This is a genomic window from Hymenobacter monticola, from assembly GCF_022811645.1.
GTDB lineage: Bacteria > Bacteroidota > Bacteroidia > Cytophagales > Hymenobacteraceae > Hymenobacter > Hymenobacter monticola.
Genome location: NZ_CP094534.1, coordinates 3,804,891 through 3,824,375, shown reverse-complemented (window position 1 = coordinate 3,824,375; position 19,485 = coordinate 3,804,891). Strand labels below are relative to the sequence as shown.

16 protein-coding genes are annotated in these 19,485 nt (G+C 63.1%); 9 read left to right on the top strand and 7 right to left on the bottom strand.

The window, feature by feature from the left end; genetic code table 11:
- The first annotated feature begins 81 nt into the window (after positions 1-81).
- Positions 82-2,040, top strand: coding sequence for a KUP/HAK/KT family potassium transporter (locus MTP16_RS15765; protein WP_243511430.1), 1,959 nt, complete (start codon positions 82-84; stop codon positions 2,038-2,040).
- A gap of 76 nt (positions 2,041-2,116) precedes the next feature.
- On the opposite strand, the gene MTP16_RS15760 is transcribed toward MTP16_RS15765, so the two are convergent.
- On the bottom strand, positions 2,117-3,934 hold the full coding sequence (locus MTP16_RS15760) for a M61 family metallopeptidase (RefSeq protein WP_243511428.1): 1,818 nt from the start codon (positions 3,932-3,934) through the stop codon (positions 2,117-2,119).
- Between the two features lie 131 nt (positions 3,935-4,065).
- Between MTP16_RS15760 and MTP16_RS15755 the strand changes: the two genes are divergently transcribed.
- The 3 genes from MTP16_RS15755 (at position 4,066) to MTP16_RS15745 (ending at position 6,897) form a co-directional block, all read left to right on the top strand.
- The gene (locus MTP16_RS15755; protein WP_243511426.1) at positions 4,066-5,019 is read left to right on the top strand and encodes a C40 family peptidase; all 954 of its coding nucleotides are present in this window, start codon (positions 4,066-4,068) and stop codon (positions 5,017-5,019) included.
- A 624-nt stretch (positions 5,020-5,643) separates the two neighbouring features.
- Positions 5,644-6,081 carry a DUF2147 domain-containing protein gene (locus MTP16_RS15750; RefSeq protein WP_243511423.1) on the top strand — a complete coding sequence of 146 codons (438 nt, stop codon included), beginning with the start codon at positions 5,644-5,646 and terminating at the stop codon, positions 6,079-6,081.
- A 177-nt stretch (positions 6,082-6,258) separates the two neighbouring features.
- Positions 6,259-6,897, top strand: a complete 639-nt coding sequence (locus MTP16_RS15745; protein ID WP_243511421.1) for a hypothetical protein — start codon at positions 6,259-6,261, stop codon at positions 6,895-6,897.
- A 73-nt stretch (positions 6,898-6,970) separates the two neighbouring features.
- Here MTP16_RS15745 and MTP16_RS15740 read toward each other — a convergent pair whose 3' ends face one another.
- Positions 6,971-9,040, bottom strand: coding sequence for a M1 family metallopeptidase (locus tag MTP16_RS15740; protein WP_243511419.1), 2,070 nt, complete (start codon positions 9,038-9,040; stop codon positions 6,971-6,973).
- 172 nt (positions 9,041-9,212) lie between these two features.
- Between MTP16_RS15740 and MTP16_RS15735 the strand changes: the two genes are divergently transcribed.
- Positions 9,213-11,477 (top strand): gliding motility-associated C-terminal domain-containing protein, encoded by a 2,265-nt coding sequence (locus tag MTP16_RS15735; protein ID WP_243511416.1) that lies wholly within the window; start codon positions 9,213-9,215, stop codon positions 11,475-11,477.
- 107 nt (positions 11,478-11,584) lie between these two features.
- Here MTP16_RS15735 and MTP16_RS15730 read toward each other — a convergent pair whose 3' ends face one another.
- The 4 genes from MTP16_RS15730 to MTP16_RS15715 form a co-directional block, all read right to left on the bottom strand.
- Positions 11,585-12,238 (bottom strand): cytochrome c oxidase subunit 3, encoded by a 654-nt coding sequence (locus MTP16_RS15730; protein WP_243511415.1) that lies wholly within the window; start codon positions 12,236-12,238, stop codon positions 11,585-11,587.
- Positions 12,239-12,325: 87 nt separating this feature from the next.
- On the bottom strand, positions 12,326-12,664 hold the full coding sequence (locus tag MTP16_RS15725; RefSeq protein WP_243511412.1) for a hypothetical protein: 339 nt from the start codon (positions 12,662-12,664) through the stop codon (positions 12,326-12,328).
- Entirely contained in the window at positions 12,657-12,893 is a 237-nt protein-coding gene (locus tag MTP16_RS15720) for a hypothetical protein (protein WP_243511410.1), read from the bottom strand. Before MTP16_RS15720 ends, MTP16_RS15725 begins: the two co-directional genes overlap by 8 nt.
- A 108-nt stretch (positions 12,894-13,001) precedes the next feature.
- On the bottom strand, positions 13,002-14,306 hold the full coding sequence (locus MTP16_RS15715; RefSeq protein ID WP_243511409.1) for a M23 family metallopeptidase: 1,305 nt from the start codon (positions 14,304-14,306) through the stop codon (positions 13,002-13,004).
- 181 nt (positions 14,307-14,487) lie between these two features.
- Between MTP16_RS15715 and MTP16_RS15710 the strand changes: the two genes are divergently transcribed.
- The 3 genes from MTP16_RS15710 (at position 14,488) to MTP16_RS15700 (ending at position 17,459) form a co-directional block, all read left to right on the top strand.
- Entirely contained in the window at positions 14,488-15,339 is an 852-nt protein-coding gene (locus MTP16_RS15710) for a hydroxymethylglutaryl-CoA lyase (protein WP_243511407.1), read from the top strand.
- Positions 15,340-15,368: 29 nt separating this feature from the next.
- Complete coding sequence (locus MTP16_RS15705) at positions 15,369-16,112, top strand: (Fe-S)-binding protein (protein ID WP_243511405.1); 744 nt, start codon at positions 15,369-15,371, stop codon at positions 16,110-16,112.
- 75 nt (positions 16,113-16,187) lie between these two features.
- Positions 16,188-17,459 carry an O-antigen ligase family protein gene (locus MTP16_RS15700; RefSeq protein WP_243511404.1) on the top strand — a complete coding sequence of 424 codons (1,272 nt, stop codon included), beginning with the start codon at positions 16,188-16,190 and terminating at the stop codon, positions 17,457-17,459.
- Positions 17,460-17,491: 32 nt separating this feature from the next.
- Here the strand turns inward: MTP16_RS15700 and dapA are convergent, their stop codons facing one another.
- The gene (gene dapA, locus MTP16_RS15695) at positions 17,492-18,376 is read right to left on the bottom strand and encodes a 4-hydroxy-tetrahydrodipicolinate synthase (RefSeq protein WP_243511402.1); all 885 of its coding nucleotides are present in this window, start codon (positions 18,374-18,376) and stop codon (positions 17,492-17,494) included.
- Positions 18,377-18,507: 131 nt separating this feature from the next.
- Here dapA and MTP16_RS15690 point away from each other — a divergent pair, with 131 nt between their 5' ends.
- Positions 18,508-19,440: a polysaccharide deacetylase family protein gene (locus MTP16_RS15690; RefSeq protein ID WP_243511399.1), complete on the top strand. Its 933-nt coding sequence runs from the start codon at positions 18,508-18,510 to the stop codon at positions 19,438-19,440.
- Positions 19,441-19,485: the final 45 nt, after the last annotated feature.

Here is a 19,485-nt window from a genome sequence, read left to right as displayed (position 1 = left end):
GCACAGCAGCGGGTTGGCTGCTACCTTCGCGCCCCGTAATTCAGTTGGTCAGTAGCCGCTGCAGACAATCGTTTTTCCATTATGGATTCCAAACATTCGCACACCGCTATATCCGGCGCTGGGCTTCTTATTGCGCTTGGCATTATCTACGGCGACATTGGCACCTCGCCGCTCTACGTGATGTCGTCCATCCTCAAAAGCGGGCGCGTGCCCGATTTGATTGACGCCCACCTGGTGCTCGGCGGCATTTCCTGCGTTATCTGGACGCTGACGCTGCAAACCACCGTCAAGTACGTGCTGCTCACCCTAAACGCGGACAACAACGGCGAAGGCGGCATTTTCTCGCTCTACGCCCTGGTGCGGCGGCGCGGAGCCTGGCTGTCGGCCGTGGCCATTATTGGCGGCTCGGCCCTATTGGCCGATGGCGTGATTACGCCACCCATCTCGGTATCATCGGCGGTAGAGGGGCTCAAGAACGTGTTTCCAACGCTCACGCAGGACATGGTGGTGTATATCGTCATCGGCATCATCGCGGGCCTGTTTCTGCTGCAGAGCTTTGGCACTCAAATAGTAGGCAAAGCCTTCGGGCCCATCATGTTTCTGTGGTTCACCATGCTGGGCGTGCTGGGCACTGTCTGGATAGTGCAGAACCCGGTCATTCTCAAGGCCATCAACCCTTACTACGCCTACGACTTGCTGGCGCACTACCCCGGCGGGTTCTGGCTGCTGGGCTCGGTGTTTCTGTGCACCACGGGGGCCGAGGCGCTGTATTCGGACCTGGGCCACTGCGGCAAAGGCAACATCCGTATTAGCTGGACTTTTGTGAAGACCACGCTGCTGCTGAATTACCTGGGCCAGGGTGCCTGGCTCCTGCAACACCAGGGGCAGATGCTAAACGGTAAAAACCCCTTCTATGCACTGATGCCGCAATGGTTCCTGCTCATTGGCATCAGCATAGCTACCATTGCAGCCGTTATTGCCTCGCAGGCGCTCATCACGGGCTCGTTCACGCTGGTGGCCGAGGCCATCCGCCTGAATATGTGGCCGAAGGTAAAGCTCAACTATCCCACCGACGTGAAGGGCCAGCTCTTCGTGCCCAGCATGAACCGGCTGCTGCTGCTGGGCTGCATCGGGGTGGTACTCTACTTCCGCGAATCAACCAACATGGAAGCGGCCTACGGCCTGGCCATCACGCTCACCATGCTCATGACCACCATCTTGCTGTGCATGTGGCTGCGCATGAAGAGGGTGGCCCTGCCGCTGATTGTGCTTTTTGCCGTGGTGTATGGCCTCATCGAGGGCTCGTTCCTGCTGGCCAACATGATTAAGTTTCCGCACGGCGGCTGGGTGTCGCTGGCCATTGGCGGCACGCTGATGGGCGTGATGTATGTGTGGCTCAAGTCGTACTACATCAAGCGCCGCCTCACCGAGTTCGTGCGGCTGGAGCCCTACGTCGATGCCCTCAAGCAGCTCAGCGACGACGATTCCATCCCGAAATACTCCACCCACCTCGTGTTCCTCACCTCGGCCGAGCGCAGCACCGAGATTGAGCAGAAAATCATCTACTCCATCTTCCAGAAGCGCCCCAAACGGGCTGACATCTACTGGTTTATTCACGTCGACACCACCGACGAACCGTACACCATGGAGTACAAGGTGACCGAAGTGGCCAAGGACGATGTGTTCCGCATCAACTTCCGCCTGGGCTTCCGGGTGCAGCAGCGCATCAACCTGTATTTCAGGAAGGTGATTGAAGACCTGGTGCGCAACAAGGAAGTAGACATCACTTCGCGCTACGAGTCGCTGAACAAGCAGCACGTGACCGGCGACTTCCGCTTTGTGGTGCTGGAGAAATTCCTCAGCGTCGAAAACGACTTCCCGACGCTGGAGAAGCTCGTGATGCAGGCTTACTTCTACATCCGCCAGTTCATCGCCTCCGAAGACCAGTATTTCGGCCTCGACACCTCGTCGGTGAAAGTAGAAAAGGTGCCGCTTGTAATTGCCCCCGTGCGCGAGGTGGCCCTGAAGCGCATCAAATAAATGCCTACTGCTTGCCAATAAAAAAAGCCCCGTGCTAGCTGCACGGGGCTTTTTGCTTTACTGATTTAAAAGCTGCTTAGGCTTTGCCCAGCCACTTGGCTAGCACCTTCTGCTGAGCGGCCGTGGGGTTGGCCACCGGCTGAATGGTGTATTTCACGTCCGGGTTGGCGGCCATCTTGATTTTCAGCTCGCGGGGCAGGCCGTCGCGGCGCACCTGTAGGGCCACTTCGTTGCCCACCGAGCCGCTGAGCAGCGACTTCACCGACTCCTCGCTGGGCGCCACGCCGTTGATGAGCAGGATTTCGTCGTTCACGTTCAGGCCGGTGTTCCAGGCGGCGCCGTCGCGCACCACGCTGGTGACCAGTAGCTTGCCGGTGCGGTTCGAGAACGTGGCACCCAGCGTGCCCGAGGTGGTGAGCGGAGCGCTGGTCAGGCTGAGGCCGGCGTAACCGAGGGCCGTAGCGTAGTCGATGGTTTTGGTGCCGTACACGCTGTTCTGGAAGAACTCGTCGAAGCGGCGACCGGCCACCGTGGCCACGGCATCCTCGTACTCTTTGTCGGTGAAGCCGCGGCCGGCCTTCTTATAGTAGGTGTCATAAAGCAGGCGGAACACGTCGTCGAGGTGCTTCTGGCCCTGGGTAGCCTGGGCGATGTTCAAATCCAGCCAGGTGCCAATCAGGTCGCCCTTGGAGTAGTAGCTAATTTGGGTGTTCACGGAGTTTTCGTTGGGCCGGTAATACTTAATCCAGGCGTCGAAGCTGGATTCGGCAGCCGACTGCACCTTGTTGCCGGGCGTGTTTTCCACCTCGCCAATGGCGTTGGCCAGCTTGCCCAAGTACTCGGCTTGCGATAGCACGCCGGCCCGCTCCAGAATCTGTTTGGAGTAATACTCCGTCATGCCTTCGCTCACCCACAGCATGTGCGTGTAGTTTTCCTGGTCGTAGTTGAAGGGCCCCAGCGCCATCGGGCGGATGCGCTTCACGTTCCACAAGTGGAAGTACTCGTGCGCCACCAGGCCCAGGAAGGACTTCATGCCGGCGTCGGTGCTATAGGTAGTGCGGCCCACTTCCAGCGTGGTCGAGTACAGGTGCTCCAGGCCGCCGCCGCCACGCTCCAAATTGTGCACGATGAATAGGTAATGGTCCAGCGGGTTCTGTCCTATCACGCGGTGCGCTTCTTCGCACACCCGCTTCATGTCGGCTACGATTTTGGCGTCGTCGGCCTGGTAGGTGCCGAACATGGCCACCTGGTGCGGTGTGCCGTTGACCGTGAATTCCAATACTTTGTGGTTACCGATTTCCATCGGCGAGTCGGCCAGTTCATCGTAGCTCATGGCTTTGTAGGTGAATTTGCCGGTGCCGGGGCGCAGCGCGGTGCTCACCTGCGACCAGCCGGCGGCGGGCTGCACCACCACGGTACTGCCCAGCATCTTATTGTCGGCCGGGTACATGAACACGCTGCTGCCGTTGAGGTAGCCGTGGTCGGCATCCACGAACGAGGTCCGCACGCTTAGCTCGAAGGCATACACGCGGTAGCTCACCGTAAAATTGGCCTGCTTGGGGTGCTTCACCCGCCAGGTGTTTTTGTTGATTTTCTCAAAGGCCAGGGCCTGGCCGCTGGCCGTGCGGGCCTGAAAGCCTTCCACGTTTTTGGAATACTCGCGCACCAAGTAGGAGCCGGGCGCCCATACGGGCATTTTCACGTCGGTAAACTCGGCCGGAAAGCCGCCGAGCTCCATTTTTACTTCAAAATAATGTGTTTGCGGAGCCGGCATGGACAACGAATAGCGCAGGCTAGGCACGGCCGCCGCGGGGCGGGCCTGGGCCGGAATGGAACCGGCCAACTGCGTGGCCAGCAGGGCAGCGGAAAGGAAGGCGGGAGTTTTTTTGAGCATTGACAACGTTGTGAAATAATTCGAGCCTGCAAAATACGCCCCCGCCGCCGGCTCCAACCCAACGCACGGCCGCACCGTTAGGAGCCAAGGTGGTTCTAAACTGAGCCGCCCCAACCGATACTTACTTGTTTATGCGCTTTATATGGATGGCTTTTGCCGGGCTGGTGGCCCTGATGGTGCTGGTGCTCCCGCGCCTCGGCCACCGCGCGGCCCAACCAAAGGCCGTACAAGCTCCGCCAGCCACCACTTCGACCTTCGCCAGCCTGCGCGAGGGGCCGCGCCCGGGCTTGGCCGCCCGCGCCGATAGCGTGGTGGCCTTCGGACTGGCGCAGCGCGGTACGCCCTACGTGTATGCCGGCACCTCGCCCCTCACCGGTTTCGACTGCTCGGGGTTCATTATGTACACGTTTGCGCGTTTTGGGGTGGCCGTGCCACACTCCACGGCCCTGCTCATCGACGTGGGCCGACCCGTGCCGCGCGCCGAGGCCCAGCCCGGCGACATTGTGGTGTTTACCGGCACGGCTAGCACCAGCAGCACGCCAGGGCACGCGGGCATCGTCATTTCCCGGCGGGGCGAGGTGCCCTTGCGCTTCGTGCACGCCTCCTCGTCGCGCCGCGAGCCCTTCGTAAAAGTGAACCAAGTAGAAAATTCCGACTACGAGCGGCGCTTCATGCAGGTGCGGCGCGTGCTGGGTACTAATGAGGTAGCTACCGCCCGCCCCCGGCCCGAACCCACCACCCCACGCAAAGCCGCCGTGGCCGCGCTGCCAGTACCGGCCGTGCCCGTGGAGGCGCCAGAAACCGTGGTGGCCCCCGCCCTGCCGCAGAAACTGCCAACCAAAAAGTCCGCCAGACCAACGGCATCAACTACTTCGCGCAAGCGCACCGCTGCTAGAAAGCCAGCGGCACGCAAAGCGACGGTAGCAGCCAAGGCACCCACCAAAAAGAAGGCATCGGTAAAGAAGGCAGCAGTGAAAACGAAGACCGTTGCTAAGAAAGCGCCTGTGAAAAAAGCCATGACAAAGAAGGTGAGTAAGCCGGTCCCCAGGCCCAAAGCCGCTACTCACAAGCGCACGGCACGCTAAGCGGGTTTGGCGTCAAACTTCAATGGCGCAAACGCAGCGATGCCCGGCCTGCCTCTGCCGTCCCACTAAAGGGCGGCTGGGCAAACCGGGCATCTAATCCTTCAAATCTTACCAAGCGGCGAAACTGGGGTACAGTTCCGGCGTCTTTAAGATAAGACCTGGCCGAATGTGGGCAGCCTTAGGAGCTACCCCACGAAGCTGTTGTTAGGCGCGTACTGCGGTGAAGCGTACGACATTCGACAGGCTTGGCAGGATTTGTTTGGGACTACTAGACATTTTGTACCTCCTTTCTTTACGTTCGACATAACCTTCGCTCGCGCGGCCCAGCACCTTAGGGCTGCTTGAGCGAGGCCGTAGCACTCACTACTGAGCGGTAAAGTTAATAGCGGGGGGTAAGGTTCAAAATTTACAGGCCTATTTTTAGGCCTATTGGCCCCCAGCGCGGCTTGAAGCCTGATTTACAGTGCTATTAATTTTAGCTGACCGGCCAAGAAATTTGCCTTTTTGCTGCACCTCCAAACTTGGCCGTAAACTTGCCTATGGCTTGTTGAAGCCGGTAGTTGAGCTTCCGGATTTTTTTCCCTTACCTTTTCTTCCCAAACCTCACCCAATCTTCATTTTGAAATGAAAAAAACCCTGCTCCTGTTTGTTCTCCTTGTGCTGGGCGCGGCCCGCATGGCTTCGGCCCAATCCATGTCTCCGCTGGGGGTGTGGACGAATGCGGAGAAGAAAGCCACGTTCGAAATCTATAAGTGCGGCGACAAGCTGTGCGGCAAAATCGTGAGCCTGACCACGCCCAACGACGCCAGCGGCAAGCCCAAAACCGACTCGCAAAACCCCGACCCCAAGCTGCGCAGCCGCCCCCGCCTGGGCCTGGTGTTCATGCAGGGCTTCAAGTACGACAGCGACAACAAATGGGACGATGGCAAAATCTACGACCCCGAAAGCGGCAAAACGTACTCCTGCTACATGAAGATGGAAAACGCCAACACCATGGAAGTGAAAGGCTACATCGGCTTTTCGCTCATCGGCAAGTCGCAAACCTGGACGCGGGTGAAATAAGCTCGGCACTACTTCAGGCCGTTTTTACCGGGCCGGCTCCCTTGCGGGGGCCGGCCTTTTTCGTGGCACGGCATCGGCAAGGCGGCCTGGGCAGCGGCCAAACCGGGGCTTTGTTCGCGGCAGAGGCCGAAACTATTTCCCCCAGGCCGTGTTTCGACCTCACTAACCGTTCCACCCTTGCTCAATTTCCTCCAGACACTTTTTCGTCCCCAGCGGGCGAAAGCGCAGGCGCCCTGGCGCGCCGTGAAGCTCACCGCGGGCCAGGCCAAACGCCACGCCCGCTGGGTAGAGCAGCGGGTGTTTCTGAACTGGCTGGGGCCTTATTACAAAGCCTACCACCTGCGCAAAGGCGGTGCGGGCGGCAGCCGCGGCCTGCGCGTGGAGCTGCTGGCCGAACAGGGCCGCCGCGGGGCTTTGCTGTTCTACGACCCCAGCATCGGGCCCGGCAACTTCCGCCACTTCTTTGAGCACCTCGGCGAGCGGCTGCTGGCCCAGGGCTACCGCCGCGCCTGCGCCGACCGTGGCACCCGGCGCAACGCCGGCCACACCGAAATCACGCTCAAGCAGCTCTTCAAGCCCAACCCCACCGATTGCCCCAAAACGGGCCATTGCAACCAGCGCTTCGGCCTCATCACCGTCGATTTGGTGGCCGTGGACGGCACCCCGTTCTTCATTCGCATCGCCAGCAACGCCGTGCTCGACCCCTGCTTTACGCCAGCCTGGCCCTTCGAAGACCTGCTGCAATGCCTGCTGGATGCGCCGCTGCCCGATGCCGCTACCCAGGCGCGCATCCCTGAATACCACGATACTTTCTGAGCCTGAAAACCATAAAAAGGGCCGCCAGCAGTTGTGCTGGCGGCCCTTTTTTACTACCTCACAATCAGAACCGTTACTCCTTGGCAAAGCGCGTCTGGCCCATCGGTTCGCCCTGCGCTCCCACCAGCCGCAACTGGTACAACCCGGGCGCCAAGGCGTGGGTAACGAGTTGCGGCTGGGCGCCGGCCAGGGCCTGGCGCAGCACCAGGCGCCCGGTAGCATCGCGCACTTCGGCCGCGGCGGCCGGGGTGGCGGGCAGCTGCAGCTGGTCGTGGCAGGGGTTGGGATGCACCGGCAGTAGCGCCGAAGCGGCCGCGCGGGTAGCCAGCACGCTGTTGTCGCGCACGGGGGCTGGGCCGGGGGCGTCGAGCACCCACTGGTCGGGGTCGACGGTGATGGCCGTGACGGTGCCGTTCACCGTCAGGGCGAAAGTTTGGGTGGCCGTGGTTTGCCGGCGGCGCACGGTTTGGGCAGTGCCGTTGGCGAAAGTGAGGCGATAGTCCACATCGGTATCAAAGAAGGGCGTGGTGGCGGGCTGCGTCACGGTTTCGTTCACGCGCAGCACCAGGTTGCTGCCGCTCTGGTTCCAGGTCACGTTGAAGATAGGGTAGCCGCGCCCCGTGAACCATTGCTGGAAGAAGTACCCCAGCGGCCGGCCCGCTTCGGCCTCGAAGATGCGCTGCAAGTCGGCGGTGCGGGCCGTGGAGCCGCGATACTGCGTTTGGTAGGTGCGCAGGGCCCGGAAAAACTTGGTGTCGTCGTTCAGCAGGTAGCGTAGCATGTGTACCACCCCGGCGCCTTTTTTGTAGGACAGGTTATAATCGAAAATGCGGCCCACGTTGGTGGTATCGGCCACGTAGATGCTGCCCTGGTTTTGCAGGGCGTACAAGTGGGCGTCGTCCATCCAAGACCTGGCGTCGTTGGGTCGGAATGTTTGCAGCGACAGGTATTCGCCGTAAGAAGCAAAGCCCTCATTCAGCCAGATGTCCTCCCAGCTGGCGCAGGTCACGTTATCGCCAAACCACTGGTGGAACAGTTCGTGGGCATCCAGGGTGTAATTGAAGCCATCCTGCGTGGTCATAGTCTGGTGCTCCATGCCACCGAAGATGGGGGCCATGGTGTGACCGTATTTCTCATTGGCAAAAGGATACATGCCCACCAGAGCCGAATAATTTTCGAGAAAGTCGGCCGTGTTCGATATGTACGGCATCCAGTAATTCAGATAGTTCTGATTGTAGACATAGCTCACGATGGGCACCGCGGACCCTCCCGCCGGGCGGGCCGTGGTCATGTACTCCACGTAGGGCGCCACCGACACCGAAATCAGGTAATAATCAATCGGATGGCGCGATTTCCACTCGTAGCGCATCTTGTTGCCGGCCAGCGGCACGCTGCGCACCAGCACGCCGTTTGAGCCGACTTTGTTGGGCAAGGTGGTGGTCACCCACACGTCCGACGAGTCGGCTTTGTCGGTGAGCACTTGCTTGCAGGGGAACCACTCGTGGGCCGAAAACGGCTCCGACAACGACCAGGTCAGGTTATATGCAAACTCGGGCGCGCCCTGGTAGGTATCGAGATGCACGGTGTTGCGGGTGCTCAGGCCGTTGCCGATGGCGGCCGAGTTGCCGCTGGGGGCGGTGCCGTGGTAGTAGATGCGGGCGTCGGCAAGCGAGTTGGCCGCGGCGGGCTGGGCCAGGGCCGCCGTGGCGTCGGGCCCGGCGCGGCGGATGCCGGGCGAGCGGCGCCCGTTCACCACCACCGAGTCGATGAGCAGGGTGGCCGTGCCGGCGGGCGAGCCCGCCGGGGCCTGGTAGAGCTCAAAGGCCAGCGAATCGAGGGCCTGCGCCCCCACCCGCACGCGCATCCACACCGAGCCGGCCACGTTCAGCGAATTGTTTTCCATCGCCAAATCCAGCTTGTAGTACTTCACGTCGTAGCGGTCCATCTTGCGCCGGTGCGATACCGACGAGGTGGCCGTGCGCTGGGCCGTGTGCACGTGCGCCGCCGCGCACAGCCGGCCGGCATCCAGGTCGACGGGGGTAGCCGGGCGCGTGGCGGGCAAGGGCTGCGGTGCCTGGGCCGCCAGCCTACCCGGCGTGCTGAACAGGCAACTTAGCACGAAAGCGTAAAAATGAAAGCGCATAAAAGGGCAGTAACAAATTGAAGGAAAGACGGGTTAAGCTACCAGCCAGCCGGCCTTCGAAGGTACGGCAGCGGTAGTTGTCGGCAAACGACAAGTTTCAGCTCGAAGTTGGCCAAGTCAAGAGTATCTTTCGGTTTTAAATCAGGATTTTAAGACGCTTACCCCGGTACCCATGCCTTTACGCCTTCATCCGCCTGGCGCGTTGCGGTCGGTTTTGTTGCTGGCACTATGGTTGCTGCTGGCCGGGCCGGCGTGGGCCACGCACATCGTGGGCGGCGAAATGGAGTTGGTGCACAACACCGGCGAGTCGTACACGCTTAAGCTTAACTTGTATTTCGACGCGGTGTACGGCAGTGCCAGCGCCCTCGACGCTGACCTGACGGCCAGCATTTTTGAAAAAGGGGCCAACTCACGCATGGCCAACGTGGTGCTGCCCCTCACCAGCAACACCTTTGTCAACTATACCAATCCGGCCTGCGCCAAGCCCACCCTAAGCACCCGCAAGCTGGTGTATAGCAAGAATATTACGCTCTCGGCCAGTACGTACAACAGCCCCCAGGGCTACTACGTGGCCGTGGAGCGGTGCTGCCGCAACAACAGCATCAGCAACATTGCGGCGCCCGGCAATGCCGCCCAAGCGTTTTACCTGGAGTTTCCGGCCGTGGTGCGGCGCGGCAGCTCGTTCTACGATTCCACGCCCCGCATCTTCCCGCCGCTGGCTGACTACGCGTGCATCAATGAGCTGTTTTACTACGACTTTGGCGGCCAGGATGCCGACGGCGACTCGCTGGTGTACGACCTGGTGACGCCCCTCAACGGGCACGCCGACACCAATACGCCCAAGCCAGCCACGGCCCAGGCCGCCCCCTATTCCGACATCAGCTGGAATTTTGGCCTGGGCACGACCAATCAGATTCCGGGCGCCCCCACCCTGCGCATCGACCGGCACACCGGGCGCCTCACGGTGCGGCCCACCAGCCAAGGCTTGTTTGTGTTTGGGGTGCGCTGCGCGGAATACCGGCGCGGCGAGAAAATCGGGGAGTGCCGCCGCGATTTCCAGCTGATGGTGCTGGTGTGCCCCACCAATACCAAGCCTCAGATTGTGCTGCAGCCTACGCCCACGGGCGCGGGCGTGTACCGGCCGGGGCGCGATACGCTGCGCTTTGTGCCCGGTGGCAACCGATGCGTGCGCCTGCGCTTCACCGACCCCGACCCCAACTCACGCCTCACCCTGAGCCTGAGCCCGGTGAATTTCACCGGGCTGCTGCCCAACTTCACCACCGCCATTACTGGCGCCGTGCGCAGCCCGGGTGCCCCCGATACGCTCACCGCCACGCTGTGTTTTCCCGAATGCCTCAACTCGCGCGGGCGGGTGTTTTTGCTGGATGTGGTGGTGGGCGACGACGGCTGCAGCCTGCCCAAGCGCGACACGGTGCGGGTAGCCTTCACGGCCGTGCCGCCGCCCAACTCGCCGCCGCAGCTCATCACCACGGCGGGCCCCGTCCTGCCCCTGCGCGCCCACGTGGGCGACCTGATAAGCTTCGACGTGACGGGCACCGACCCCGACAACGACCCCATACAACTGGAAATGACCGGGCAGGGCTTCAACCCCACCAGTTTGGGCGCCACGCTGTCGCAGGGCACGCAGGCCAACCAGCAGCGCGGGCGCTTCACTTGGCGCGTCGATTGCCGGGCCGTGGGCGCCGATTCGGTGTTCAATTTCCAGTTTGCGGCGGCCACATCGCCGTGCAGCGAGCGCCAGGCGGCCACGGTGAGCGTGCCCATCGTCGTGCGCTACGCCAACCGCGCCCCCACCCTCACTTCTACCTTGCCTGTCACTAAATCAGGCAACGACATGCCCGAGGTTAAGCTGCCGTTGGGCCAGATTTACACGGCCACGTTCAACGGCGTCGACCCTGACCGCGACGGGCTTACCCTTGTGGCCACCGGCCTTGCGTCGGATGGCAAGGAGGGCTTCGACCTGAGCAGTGCCGGCATGCGCTTCGAGGCCCAAAACGGCAGCGGGGTGGCCACGGGCGTCTTCCGCTGGGACGTGAGCTGCGCGGCCGCCAACCTGCACCGCGACCTGGTGGTAGCTTTTCAGCTGGTTGACGCCACCTGCCGGCCGCTGCCGCAGGTGCAGCGCGTGCGCCTGCTGGTGAAAAGCCCCGACACCCTGGCCGTGAAGCTCTACAACGTCATCACGCCCAACCGCGACGGGCAAAACGACGAATTCCGCCTGCCCGAACTGCCGCCCAATTTCTGCGACTCGCAGTTCACCAACATCCGCATCTTCTCGCGCTGGGGCCAGCAGGTTTTTGAATCGAACGACCGGGATTTCCGCTGGCCAGGCAATGGCAGCGGCGGCATGTTCTACTACTACATCACCTACACCGATGGGCGCCGCTTCCGTGGCTGGCTGGAGGTGGTGCTGTAGCCAATAAGAGAAGCTAGACAATGGGAGGTGAGACCTGAGCAAGCACATGGCAAGACCACACTTTTTTCTGCTTGCCCAGGTCTCACCTCCCATTGTCTAGCTTCTCATTAATACATGAACAGAAAGACGGCGAACAGCACTACCCAGAGCACGTCGACGAAGTGCCAGTAGGTGCTCAGCAAGCGTAATTGGCGCCGATAGTAAGGGTTGCGGATGAAGACGAGCGTCCGAACGGCGTCGCGCTCGTTGTGAATGACGCGCAGCAGGAAGGCCAGCAGAAAGAGCATGCCCCCCAGCAAGTGCGCCACGTGCAGGGCTGAAATCAGGTAGATAAATTGACCGCTGCTTTGGCTGCCAGGGCCGCTGAAAGGCGTGCCATACATCATCAGCTCACGCCAGCCCAGCACCTGCAGGCCGGCAAAAATGCAGCCCAGCAGCAGCGTGGCGCCCAAGCCGCGGGCCAGGCTCGCCAAATCGTCTTGGGCATAGAGGCGCGGCGCCTGCGCCATGGTGTAGCTACTGACAATCAGCACAATGGTACTGAGCGAGAAATAGCGCGGCAGCGGGTGTAGCCCCGTGGGCACGCCGCTCCGCAGCCGGGCCGCCACGTAGGCCACAATCAACACGAAAAACATGACCGTGATAGCCAGCAGCGCCAAGTACAGCGCCACCGCCAGCGGCGGCAGGCGCTCGATGCGGGCAAAAGGCGACGGACGCTGCCGCGCGCCGACGTGGTTATCGGGATTGTTTTCGGGGTTCATTTGGGGGGCACCAAGGGGTATAGTACCGAAACTAATTGGGTAAAAATTAGTTGCAAATAGCCCGAATTTGACCCTCTACCCACTGCCTTATTTGAAGAACGAGCCAATCTTGCCCAGCACGGCGTTGAGCGTGATTTTGGGCGTGCGCTGCACCCCGAACGTGACGTAGGTCTTGCCGCCCACGCGCAGGTCGAGCACCCAGCCCAGTTGTCGGGCCAGGTCGTTGATTTGCTGCAGCGGGTCGGGCCCCGGCGGCTTGGGGGCTTTGGGCGTGCCGGGCGGCTTGGGCGGGCCGGCGGTGAGCTGGTCGAGGACCTCCTGGCTGGGAATGTTCAGGATGAGGTAGGTGCCAGCCGCCGCCAACTGCAACGGGTGGCCATTCCAGGTGATGACCAGCTGGGCATCTATTTCGAGGACGCTAGGCACCGGGCTCGGAGGGGCTGGCCGGTAGTTGGGGGGCGCTGGGCTGCTCGCCGCGCGTGCGGATGCGCACCGAGCCGTTGAGCTTCCAAGTGGCGGCGGGGGCGTTGGGGTTCTGGGCGTTGGGCACTTGCAGCTCGACCTGGTCGAAGGCGCAGCTCAGCTCGACGCCGCCCGAAAGTTTGTTAAGCAGGGAGGCCGCGATGTCGGCGAAATTGGAGGAATTATCAGCCATGATGCTGGAATGGGTGAAAGGTGGCGCCGACGCTGGCGCAAGGCCCACACGCCGGACGGCCGCAAAGTACGGCCTGCTTCCCTAACGAAACCAGCCCAGCGGAGTTGCCTAGAGCACGGCCCAGCCGGTTTCGCCCTTGGGCCCGCGCACCAGACTGTAGGTTTCGGCCTGGCCCAGCACGGCTACCGCGGTACCCGCCGCCAGCGCGCCAATAGCCGGCGCCGTAGCACTCGGCCCCACGTGCAACTCGGTAGGCCCACTGAGGCTGAGGCGGCGCAGCGGCGTGGCCGCCGCGGCCACCACGCCTTGCGCCGCCACGTAGCCCAGCTCACCCGAAGGCAGCTGCACGCGTAAAGCCGCGCCCTGCTGCCCCACCACCAGCAGCGGCACGCGAACCGGAATGGCTGCCAGCTCCGGCTTGCGGTTTTTCTTCAAAGCAGCCGTGGCTTGCAAAGCGGCTTCTTTTCGCAACCGCACAAACTCGCCCCGGCGGTCAGGGCCAGCCTGCGCGGGGGCCGGGGCGGCCGGGCGCTGCACAAACGGAAAAGGGTCGAGGGCGCCGCGGCCGCCGCGGTAGATGCCGAAATGCAGGTGCGGCACGGTGGTGCGGGCGTTGCCGGTGTTGCCCACCAGGCCCAGGGTGTCGCCGGGCTGCACGTGCTGGCCGGGTGTCACAAGCTGCCGGTCGAGGTGGGCGTAGTAGAGGTGGTCGGGGCGGCCGTCGGCGGCCAGCCACACCACGCGGCCGCCCAGTGGGGTTTCGCCGGTGCGGGTGATGTAGCCGGCCACGGCCGCCACGGCCGGCGTGCCGCGCGGGGCAAAAATGTCGATGCCCTCGTGCTGGCGGGCCCCGGCATCGCGCGCCGCGCCCCAGAAGCTGCCCACGGCCGCATCGGTTCGGCCCTGCACCGGGAACACGCTCAGGCTGGGCTCGCGGGTTAGGCGCAGGGTGTAGCGGCCGGCGGCCAGCAGCTCGGGCTGCAGGCGCAGCAGGTGCTGCCCGTCGTTTTCGGCCCGGTAGCGGAAATCGAGCACCAAGGTATCGGCACTGGCTAGAGGCAGCAGGCGGCGGCCCGGCCCTACTTCAAAGGCATCGACGAACACGCGCGCATTCACGCCCGGCGCCAGGGCCAGGCTCACGTGTACCTGCTCGCCGGCGCGCACGGCGTAGCGGTAGCTGGCGGCAGCGGGCCGCTCGGGGCGGAAATAGCCGGTTTCGGCAAAGGGTAGGGCGACCACCAGCGAGTCGCGCAGGGCCTGGGCGGCGGCCCCCAGCCAGGCGCGGCCGGCGGGGCGCTGGTCGAAGCCGGCCTGGTGCAGCTGGCGGGCGTAGGCCTCGTGCGGGGTTGATTTTTGAAACAGGGCCTGCAAGGTTTGCTGCTTGCTGCAGCCGCCCAGAGCCAGCAAAGCCACAGCTAACAAGGTCCACCAAACTCGGGCGCGCGGCTGGGTAGTCGGCCGCGCGGCGTTCACATTCCTTTTAAAAAGCATTCCTCCCAACAATGGCGGCCGGTGGCTAGTTCGGGAACGGGCTTCCCCACGCCTCCCTTCGGCTGCTACCTTTACGGCCCCTCCCACCCCCTATTTTGCTCCCATGAAGCTCATCGAATGCCCCCGCGACGCCATGCAGGGCCTGCACGACTTTATCCCGACGGCCACCAAAACCGCCTACCTCAACGCCCTGATGCAAGTCGGTTTCGACACGCTCGACTTTGGCTCGTTTGTGTCGCCCAAAGCCATTCCGCAGCTGCGCGACACGGCCGAGGTGCTGGCCGGGCTCGATTTGGCGAACACGAAAACCAAGCTGCTGGCTATTGTGGCCAACCTGCGCGGGGCCGAAACCGCCGCCCAGCACCCCGAAATCAGCTATTTGGGTTTCCCGCTGTCGGTGTCGGAAACTTTCCAGCGGCGCAACACCAACCAAAGCACCGCCGAGGCCCTGGCCGACGTGGCCGCCATGCACGCGCTGTGCGAGCGCACCGGCAAAACGCTGGTAGTGTACCTCTCGATGGGCTTCGGCAACCCCTACGGCGACGCCTGGAGCCCGGAAATCGTGACGGATTTCACCCAGCAGCTGGCGGCACTGGGCGTGCGCATTGTGGCCTTATCCGACACGGTGGGCACTTCATCTGCGGCTACTATTGCGCCGCTGTTCTCGGCCTTGATTCCGGCCTATCCGCAGATTGAGTTCGGTGCGCACCTGCACACCACGCCCGGCACCTGGCGCGAGAAAGTGGCCGCCGCCTACGAGGCCGGCTGCCGCCGTTTTGACGGGGCCCTCGGCGGCTTCGGCGGCTGCCCCATGGCGGCCGATGAACTGACGGGCAACATGGCGACCGAGAATCTGGTGGCGTTTTTGGCGGAGCAGAGCGTGCCAACCGGACTGAATATGGAAGCCTTTCGGGAAGCCCAACTGCTCAGCCAGCCCGTGTTTGCCGGGCACTAATTCGCCTGCTTTTTAAATTCTTCTGCCTAATGCCCATCGTCGATATTTTCATTCCCTGCTTCGTCGACCAGCTTTATCCCACCACGGCCCTGAACATGGTGAAGGTGCTGGAAAAAGTGGGCGTCGCGGTCAACTACAACCCGGCCCAAACCTGTTGCGGCCAGCCCGCCTACAATGCCGGCTACCACGACCAGAGCCGCGCCGTGGCCGAAAAATTTCTGGCTGATTTTGCCGCGCCGCCCGCCGCAGCCGGGCCGCGCTACGTGGTGAGCCCATCGGCCTCCTGCGTGGGCATGGTGCGCAACAGCTACTCCGAACTGTTTGCGGGCACGCCGAAGCTGGCCGCCTGCAAGGGCGTGCAGGGCCGCGTGTATGAGCTGACCGAATTCCTGGTGGATGTGCTGGGTGTGGCCGCTGTGCCGGGTGCCCGGCTGGCAGGCAAATACACCTACCACGACTCCTGCTCGGCCCTGCGCGAGTGCGGCATCCGGCCGCAGCCCCGGCAGCTGCTCGACGGCGTGGCGGGCCTGGAACGCATCGAAATGGCCGAAACCACCACCTGCTGCGGCTTCGGCGGCACGTTTGCGGTGAAGTTTGAAGCCATTTCGGTGGCCATGGCCCAGCAGAAAGTAGAACATGCCCTCGATACCGGCGCCGACTACCTCGTGAGCACCGACGTGAGTTGCCTCATGCACCTGGACGCCTACATCAAGCGCGAAAAGCTGCCCCTCAAGTGCCTGCACGTGGCCGATGTGCTGGCCAGCGGCTGGTAAAATCGGGCGGCCGCATACCGAATGGCGGCGCCGTTCCGTTCTTGCGCCCGCCAACGTTTTTTCTTTATTCTCCTTTTGCTACAGCACTACCGTTCCGGCTGCCTTTCGCAATACCTATTGCTGCTGGCCTGCGTGACGGGCGTTGCGGGGCTGCTGGCTTCGCGGGCCCTCATTGCCATTGCGCCCATTGTGGGCGTGGTGGCGGCCCTGGCCAATCCTGACTTCGTGCGGGCCCTGCCCCGGTATTTTCGCAACGGTGCCGCCATGCGCGCGGCCGCCATTCCGGCCTTCCTCCTGCTAACGGGCCTGTATACCAGCAACTGGGCCACCTGGCGCCACGAGCTGTACCGCGACCTGGTGTGGCTGGGCGTGCCGCTGGCCTTTGCCGTGGCCGTGCCGCTGGCAGGCTGGCAGCGGCTGGCGGTGGGCAGCACGTTTGTGCTGGGCACGGCCGCCGTCGGCCTGGCCACGCTGGCGCGCTACCTGCTCGACCCTGCGGCTGCAGCCGAAGCCATTCGGGTGGGTCAGAACGTGCCGGCCATCACGCACATCTTCCACATTGCCTTTGGGATAATGCTGGCCTTGACTTTCTTCGCCGGGCTGCTGCTACGGGGCCATCAGCGGGCCGGGCGGGCTTTGCGGGCGGCGCTGCTGGCCGCGGCGGCGGTAGCGGCCATTGCGCTGCATGTGCTGGCCTACCGCACCGGCCTGCTGGTGTTTTACGCCGGCCTGCTGGCCGTGGCCCTGCGCGTACTGGTCCGTCGGCACCTGGTGCTGGGACTGGCGCTGCTGGCGGGACTGGCGCTGGGGCCGTGGCTGGCCTACCAACTGCTGCCCACGGTGCAGGTGCGAGTGAACAGCACACTCTTTGACTTGGAGCAATACACCAACGGAAGCGATATCAACGAATATTCGGTGGCCCGCCGCCTGGCCGCACTCCAAACGGCCAGCAACATCGCGGGCGACCACTGGTTCCGGGGCGTGGGGCCGGCCGACGTGCGCGACGCCATGATGGCGCAGTATGATTGGCAGAGCCTGGGCCTGCGGGAAGAAAACCGCGTCGAGGTGCACAACCAATACGTGCAGTCGCTGCTGGGCGGCGGCGTGCTGGGCGTGGCCCTGCTGCTGGGGCTGCTATTCTGGCCGCTCACGCAAGGCTGGGCCCGCCGCGACGCCGCCGTGTGCCTATTCCTGGTCATCGAAGCCACCGCCATGCTGGTCGACTCCGTGCTGGACCTGCAGATTGGCTTGAATTTCTTCGTGTTTCTCTACGGCTTCCTGATGGTGGCCGGCGAGCGGAAAAACCGGGAGCAACCGCCAGCGGCGCTGCTCCCGGCTAATGGCTGAAACCAGGCACCATTTGGCCCCTCGGCTACTGCTTACAGCGCCTTCCGAATCCGCTCCTTCAGGCCCTCGGTGGCTTCGAGCAGCGGCAGGCGGGCCGCGGCGCCGCACACGCCCAGGGCTTCGAGGGCAGCTTTCACGCCTACGGGGTTGCTTTCCTCATACATGAGGGGGTTGAGGGGCAGCAGGCGGAAGAGACCAGCGCGCGCGGCGGCAAAGTCGCCGGCCAGGGCGGCGCGGGTCATGTCGGAAAAACGCTTGGGGAAGGCGTTGGCCAGCACCGAGATAACGCCCTCGCCGCCGCAGGCTATGAGGGCGGGCGTGAGCATGTCGTCGCCCGAGAGCAGCAGGAAATCCTTGGGCTTGTGAGCGGCAATGGCCAAGCATTGTTCCATGAGGCCGCTGGCTTCCTTGATGCCGATGATGTTGGGGTGGTGGGCCAGGCGCAGCGTGGTTTCGGCGGTGAGATTGGAAGCTGTGCGGCCGGGCACGTTGTAGAGGATGACGGGCACGGGGCTGGCGTCGGCCAGGCGCTGGTAGTGGGCCACCAGGCCGGCCTGGCTGGGCTTGTTGTAGGCCGGGCTGGCCGAGAGCACGGCGGCCACGCCGTGCAGGTCGGTACTGCGAAACAGCTCCACGGCGTCGGCCGTGTTGTTGCTGCCGATGCCGTACACCAGCGGCACGCGGCCGGCCACGTGCTCCTTGGCCACGCGCAGCAGCTCGGCTTTTTCGGCCACCGTGGTGGTGGGCGACTCGCCGGTGGTGCCGTTCACCACGAGGTATTCTACCCCGCCGTCAATGCAGAAATCGAGCAAGCGGCGCCAGCCGGAGTAGTCTACCGCAAAATTGGCGGTGAAGGGCGTAATCAGGGCCACGCCGGTGCCGTGAAAGCGCGAAAGCGAGGTGCCGGAGTTGTTCATGCCAGGGGTTTAAGAGTTAGTTTTGTGGGCTGCAAAAGTAGCAGGTTGGCCCGTTTGGTGCCGCTGCGGAGCTTAGGCTGCTTTCTCACCCCATTTTTTCTTCGTTGCGACGCCTGGGCTTCGCGCATTTCATGAAAGTTCTTTCCGCTTCCCTCTTGCTGGCCGGCCTGACGCTGACCGCCTGCGACACCAAAACCGCTACCACCGGCGAAGCCGGCACCAGCACCGCCACCGTCGAAAAAGCCGACACCGCCGCCACCGACGCGGCCGCTGCCGAAACCTCCGGCACCAAAGCCATTGCGGCCGACGAGGCCAACGCCACCCCGGCCCCCGACCCCAGCACCATTCCGGCCGGCAGCGCCGGCAATGCCGCCGCCATTCTGGCCCGCCCGCAGGTGCCCATCCTTTGCTACCACCAGATTCGGGACTGGACGGCCCGCGACTCCAAAGGCGCCAAAGACTACATCATTCCTGTGGCCCAGTTCAAGGCCCAGATTAAGATGCTGGCCGACAGCGGCTACCATACCATCTCGCCCGACCAGCTCTACGCCTACATGACCACCGGTGCCAAGCTGCCGAGCAAGCCCATCATGCTCACGTTTGATGACACCGACCTCGACCAGTTCACGGTGGCGCGCCCCACGCTGGCGCAGTACAACTACAAGGCCATGTACTTTGTGATGACCGTGAGCCTGGGCCGCCCCAACTACATGACCAAGGCCATGGTGAAGCAATTGTCCGACGAGGGCAACGTCATCGGCTCGCACACCTGGGACCACCACAACGTGAAGAAATACCAGGGCAAGGACTGGGAAACCCAAATCGACAAGCCCACCAAGACGCTGGAGGAAATCACGGGCAAGAAAATCGTGTACTTCGCTTACCCCTTCGGCCTCTGGAACCCGCAGGCCTTCCCCGAGCTGAAAAAGCGCGGCTTCGTCGCCGCCTTCTCGCTGGCCGAAAAGCGCGACCAGCAGGACCCCATGTTCACTATCCGCCGCATCATCGCCAGCGGCTACTGGTCGCCCAAGACGTTGCGCAACAACATCGTGCAGAGCTTCTAAGCAGGTTTCAGCTAAGGTCGATTAAAAAGCGCCACCTGTGCAGGC

Coding starts and splice junctions, on each gene's coding strand:
- MTP16_RS15765 (WP_243511430.1), top strand. CDS start 82: ATGGATTCCAAACATTCGCACACCGCTATATCCGGCGCTGGGCTTCTT.
- MTP16_RS15760 (WP_243511428.1), bottom strand. CDS start 3,934: ATGCTCAAAAAAACTCCCGCCTTCCTTTCCGCTGCCCTGCTGGCCACG.
- MTP16_RS15755 (WP_243511426.1), top strand. CDS start 4,066: ATGCGCTTTATATGGATGGCTTTTGCCGGGCTGGTGGCCCTGATGGTG.
- MTP16_RS15750 (WP_243511423.1), top strand. CDS start 5,644: ATGAAAAAAACCCTGCTCCTGTTTGTTCTCCTTGTGCTGGGCGCGGCC.
- MTP16_RS15740 (WP_243511419.1), bottom strand. CDS start 9,040: ATGCGCTTTCATTTTTACGCTTTCGTGCTAAGTTGCCTGTTCAGCACG.
- MTP16_RS15735 (WP_243511416.1), top strand. CDS start 9,213: ATGCCTTTACGCCTTCATCCGCCTGGCGCGTTGCGGTCGGTTTTGTTG.
- MTP16_RS15730 (WP_243511415.1), bottom strand. CDS start 12,238: ATGAACCCCGAAAACAATCCCGATAACCACGTCGGCGCGCGGCAGCGT.
- MTP16_RS15720 (WP_243511410.1), bottom strand. CDS start 12,893: ATGGCTGATAATTCCTCCAATTTCGCCGACATCGCGGCCTCCCTGCTT.
- MTP16_RS15710 (WP_243511407.1), top strand. CDS start 14,488: ATGAAGCTCATCGAATGCCCCCGCGACGCCATGCAGGGCCTGCACGAC.
- MTP16_RS15705 (WP_243511405.1), top strand. CDS start 15,369: ATGCCCATCGTCGATATTTTCATTCCCTGCTTCGTCGACCAGCTTTAT.
- dapA (WP_243511402.1), bottom strand. CDS start 18,376: ATGAACAACTCCGGCACCTCGCTTTCGCGCTTTCACGGCACCGGCGTG.
- MTP16_RS15690 (WP_243511399.1), top strand. CDS start 18,508: ATGAAAGTTCTTTCCGCTTCCCTCTTGCTGGCCGGCCTGACGCTGACC.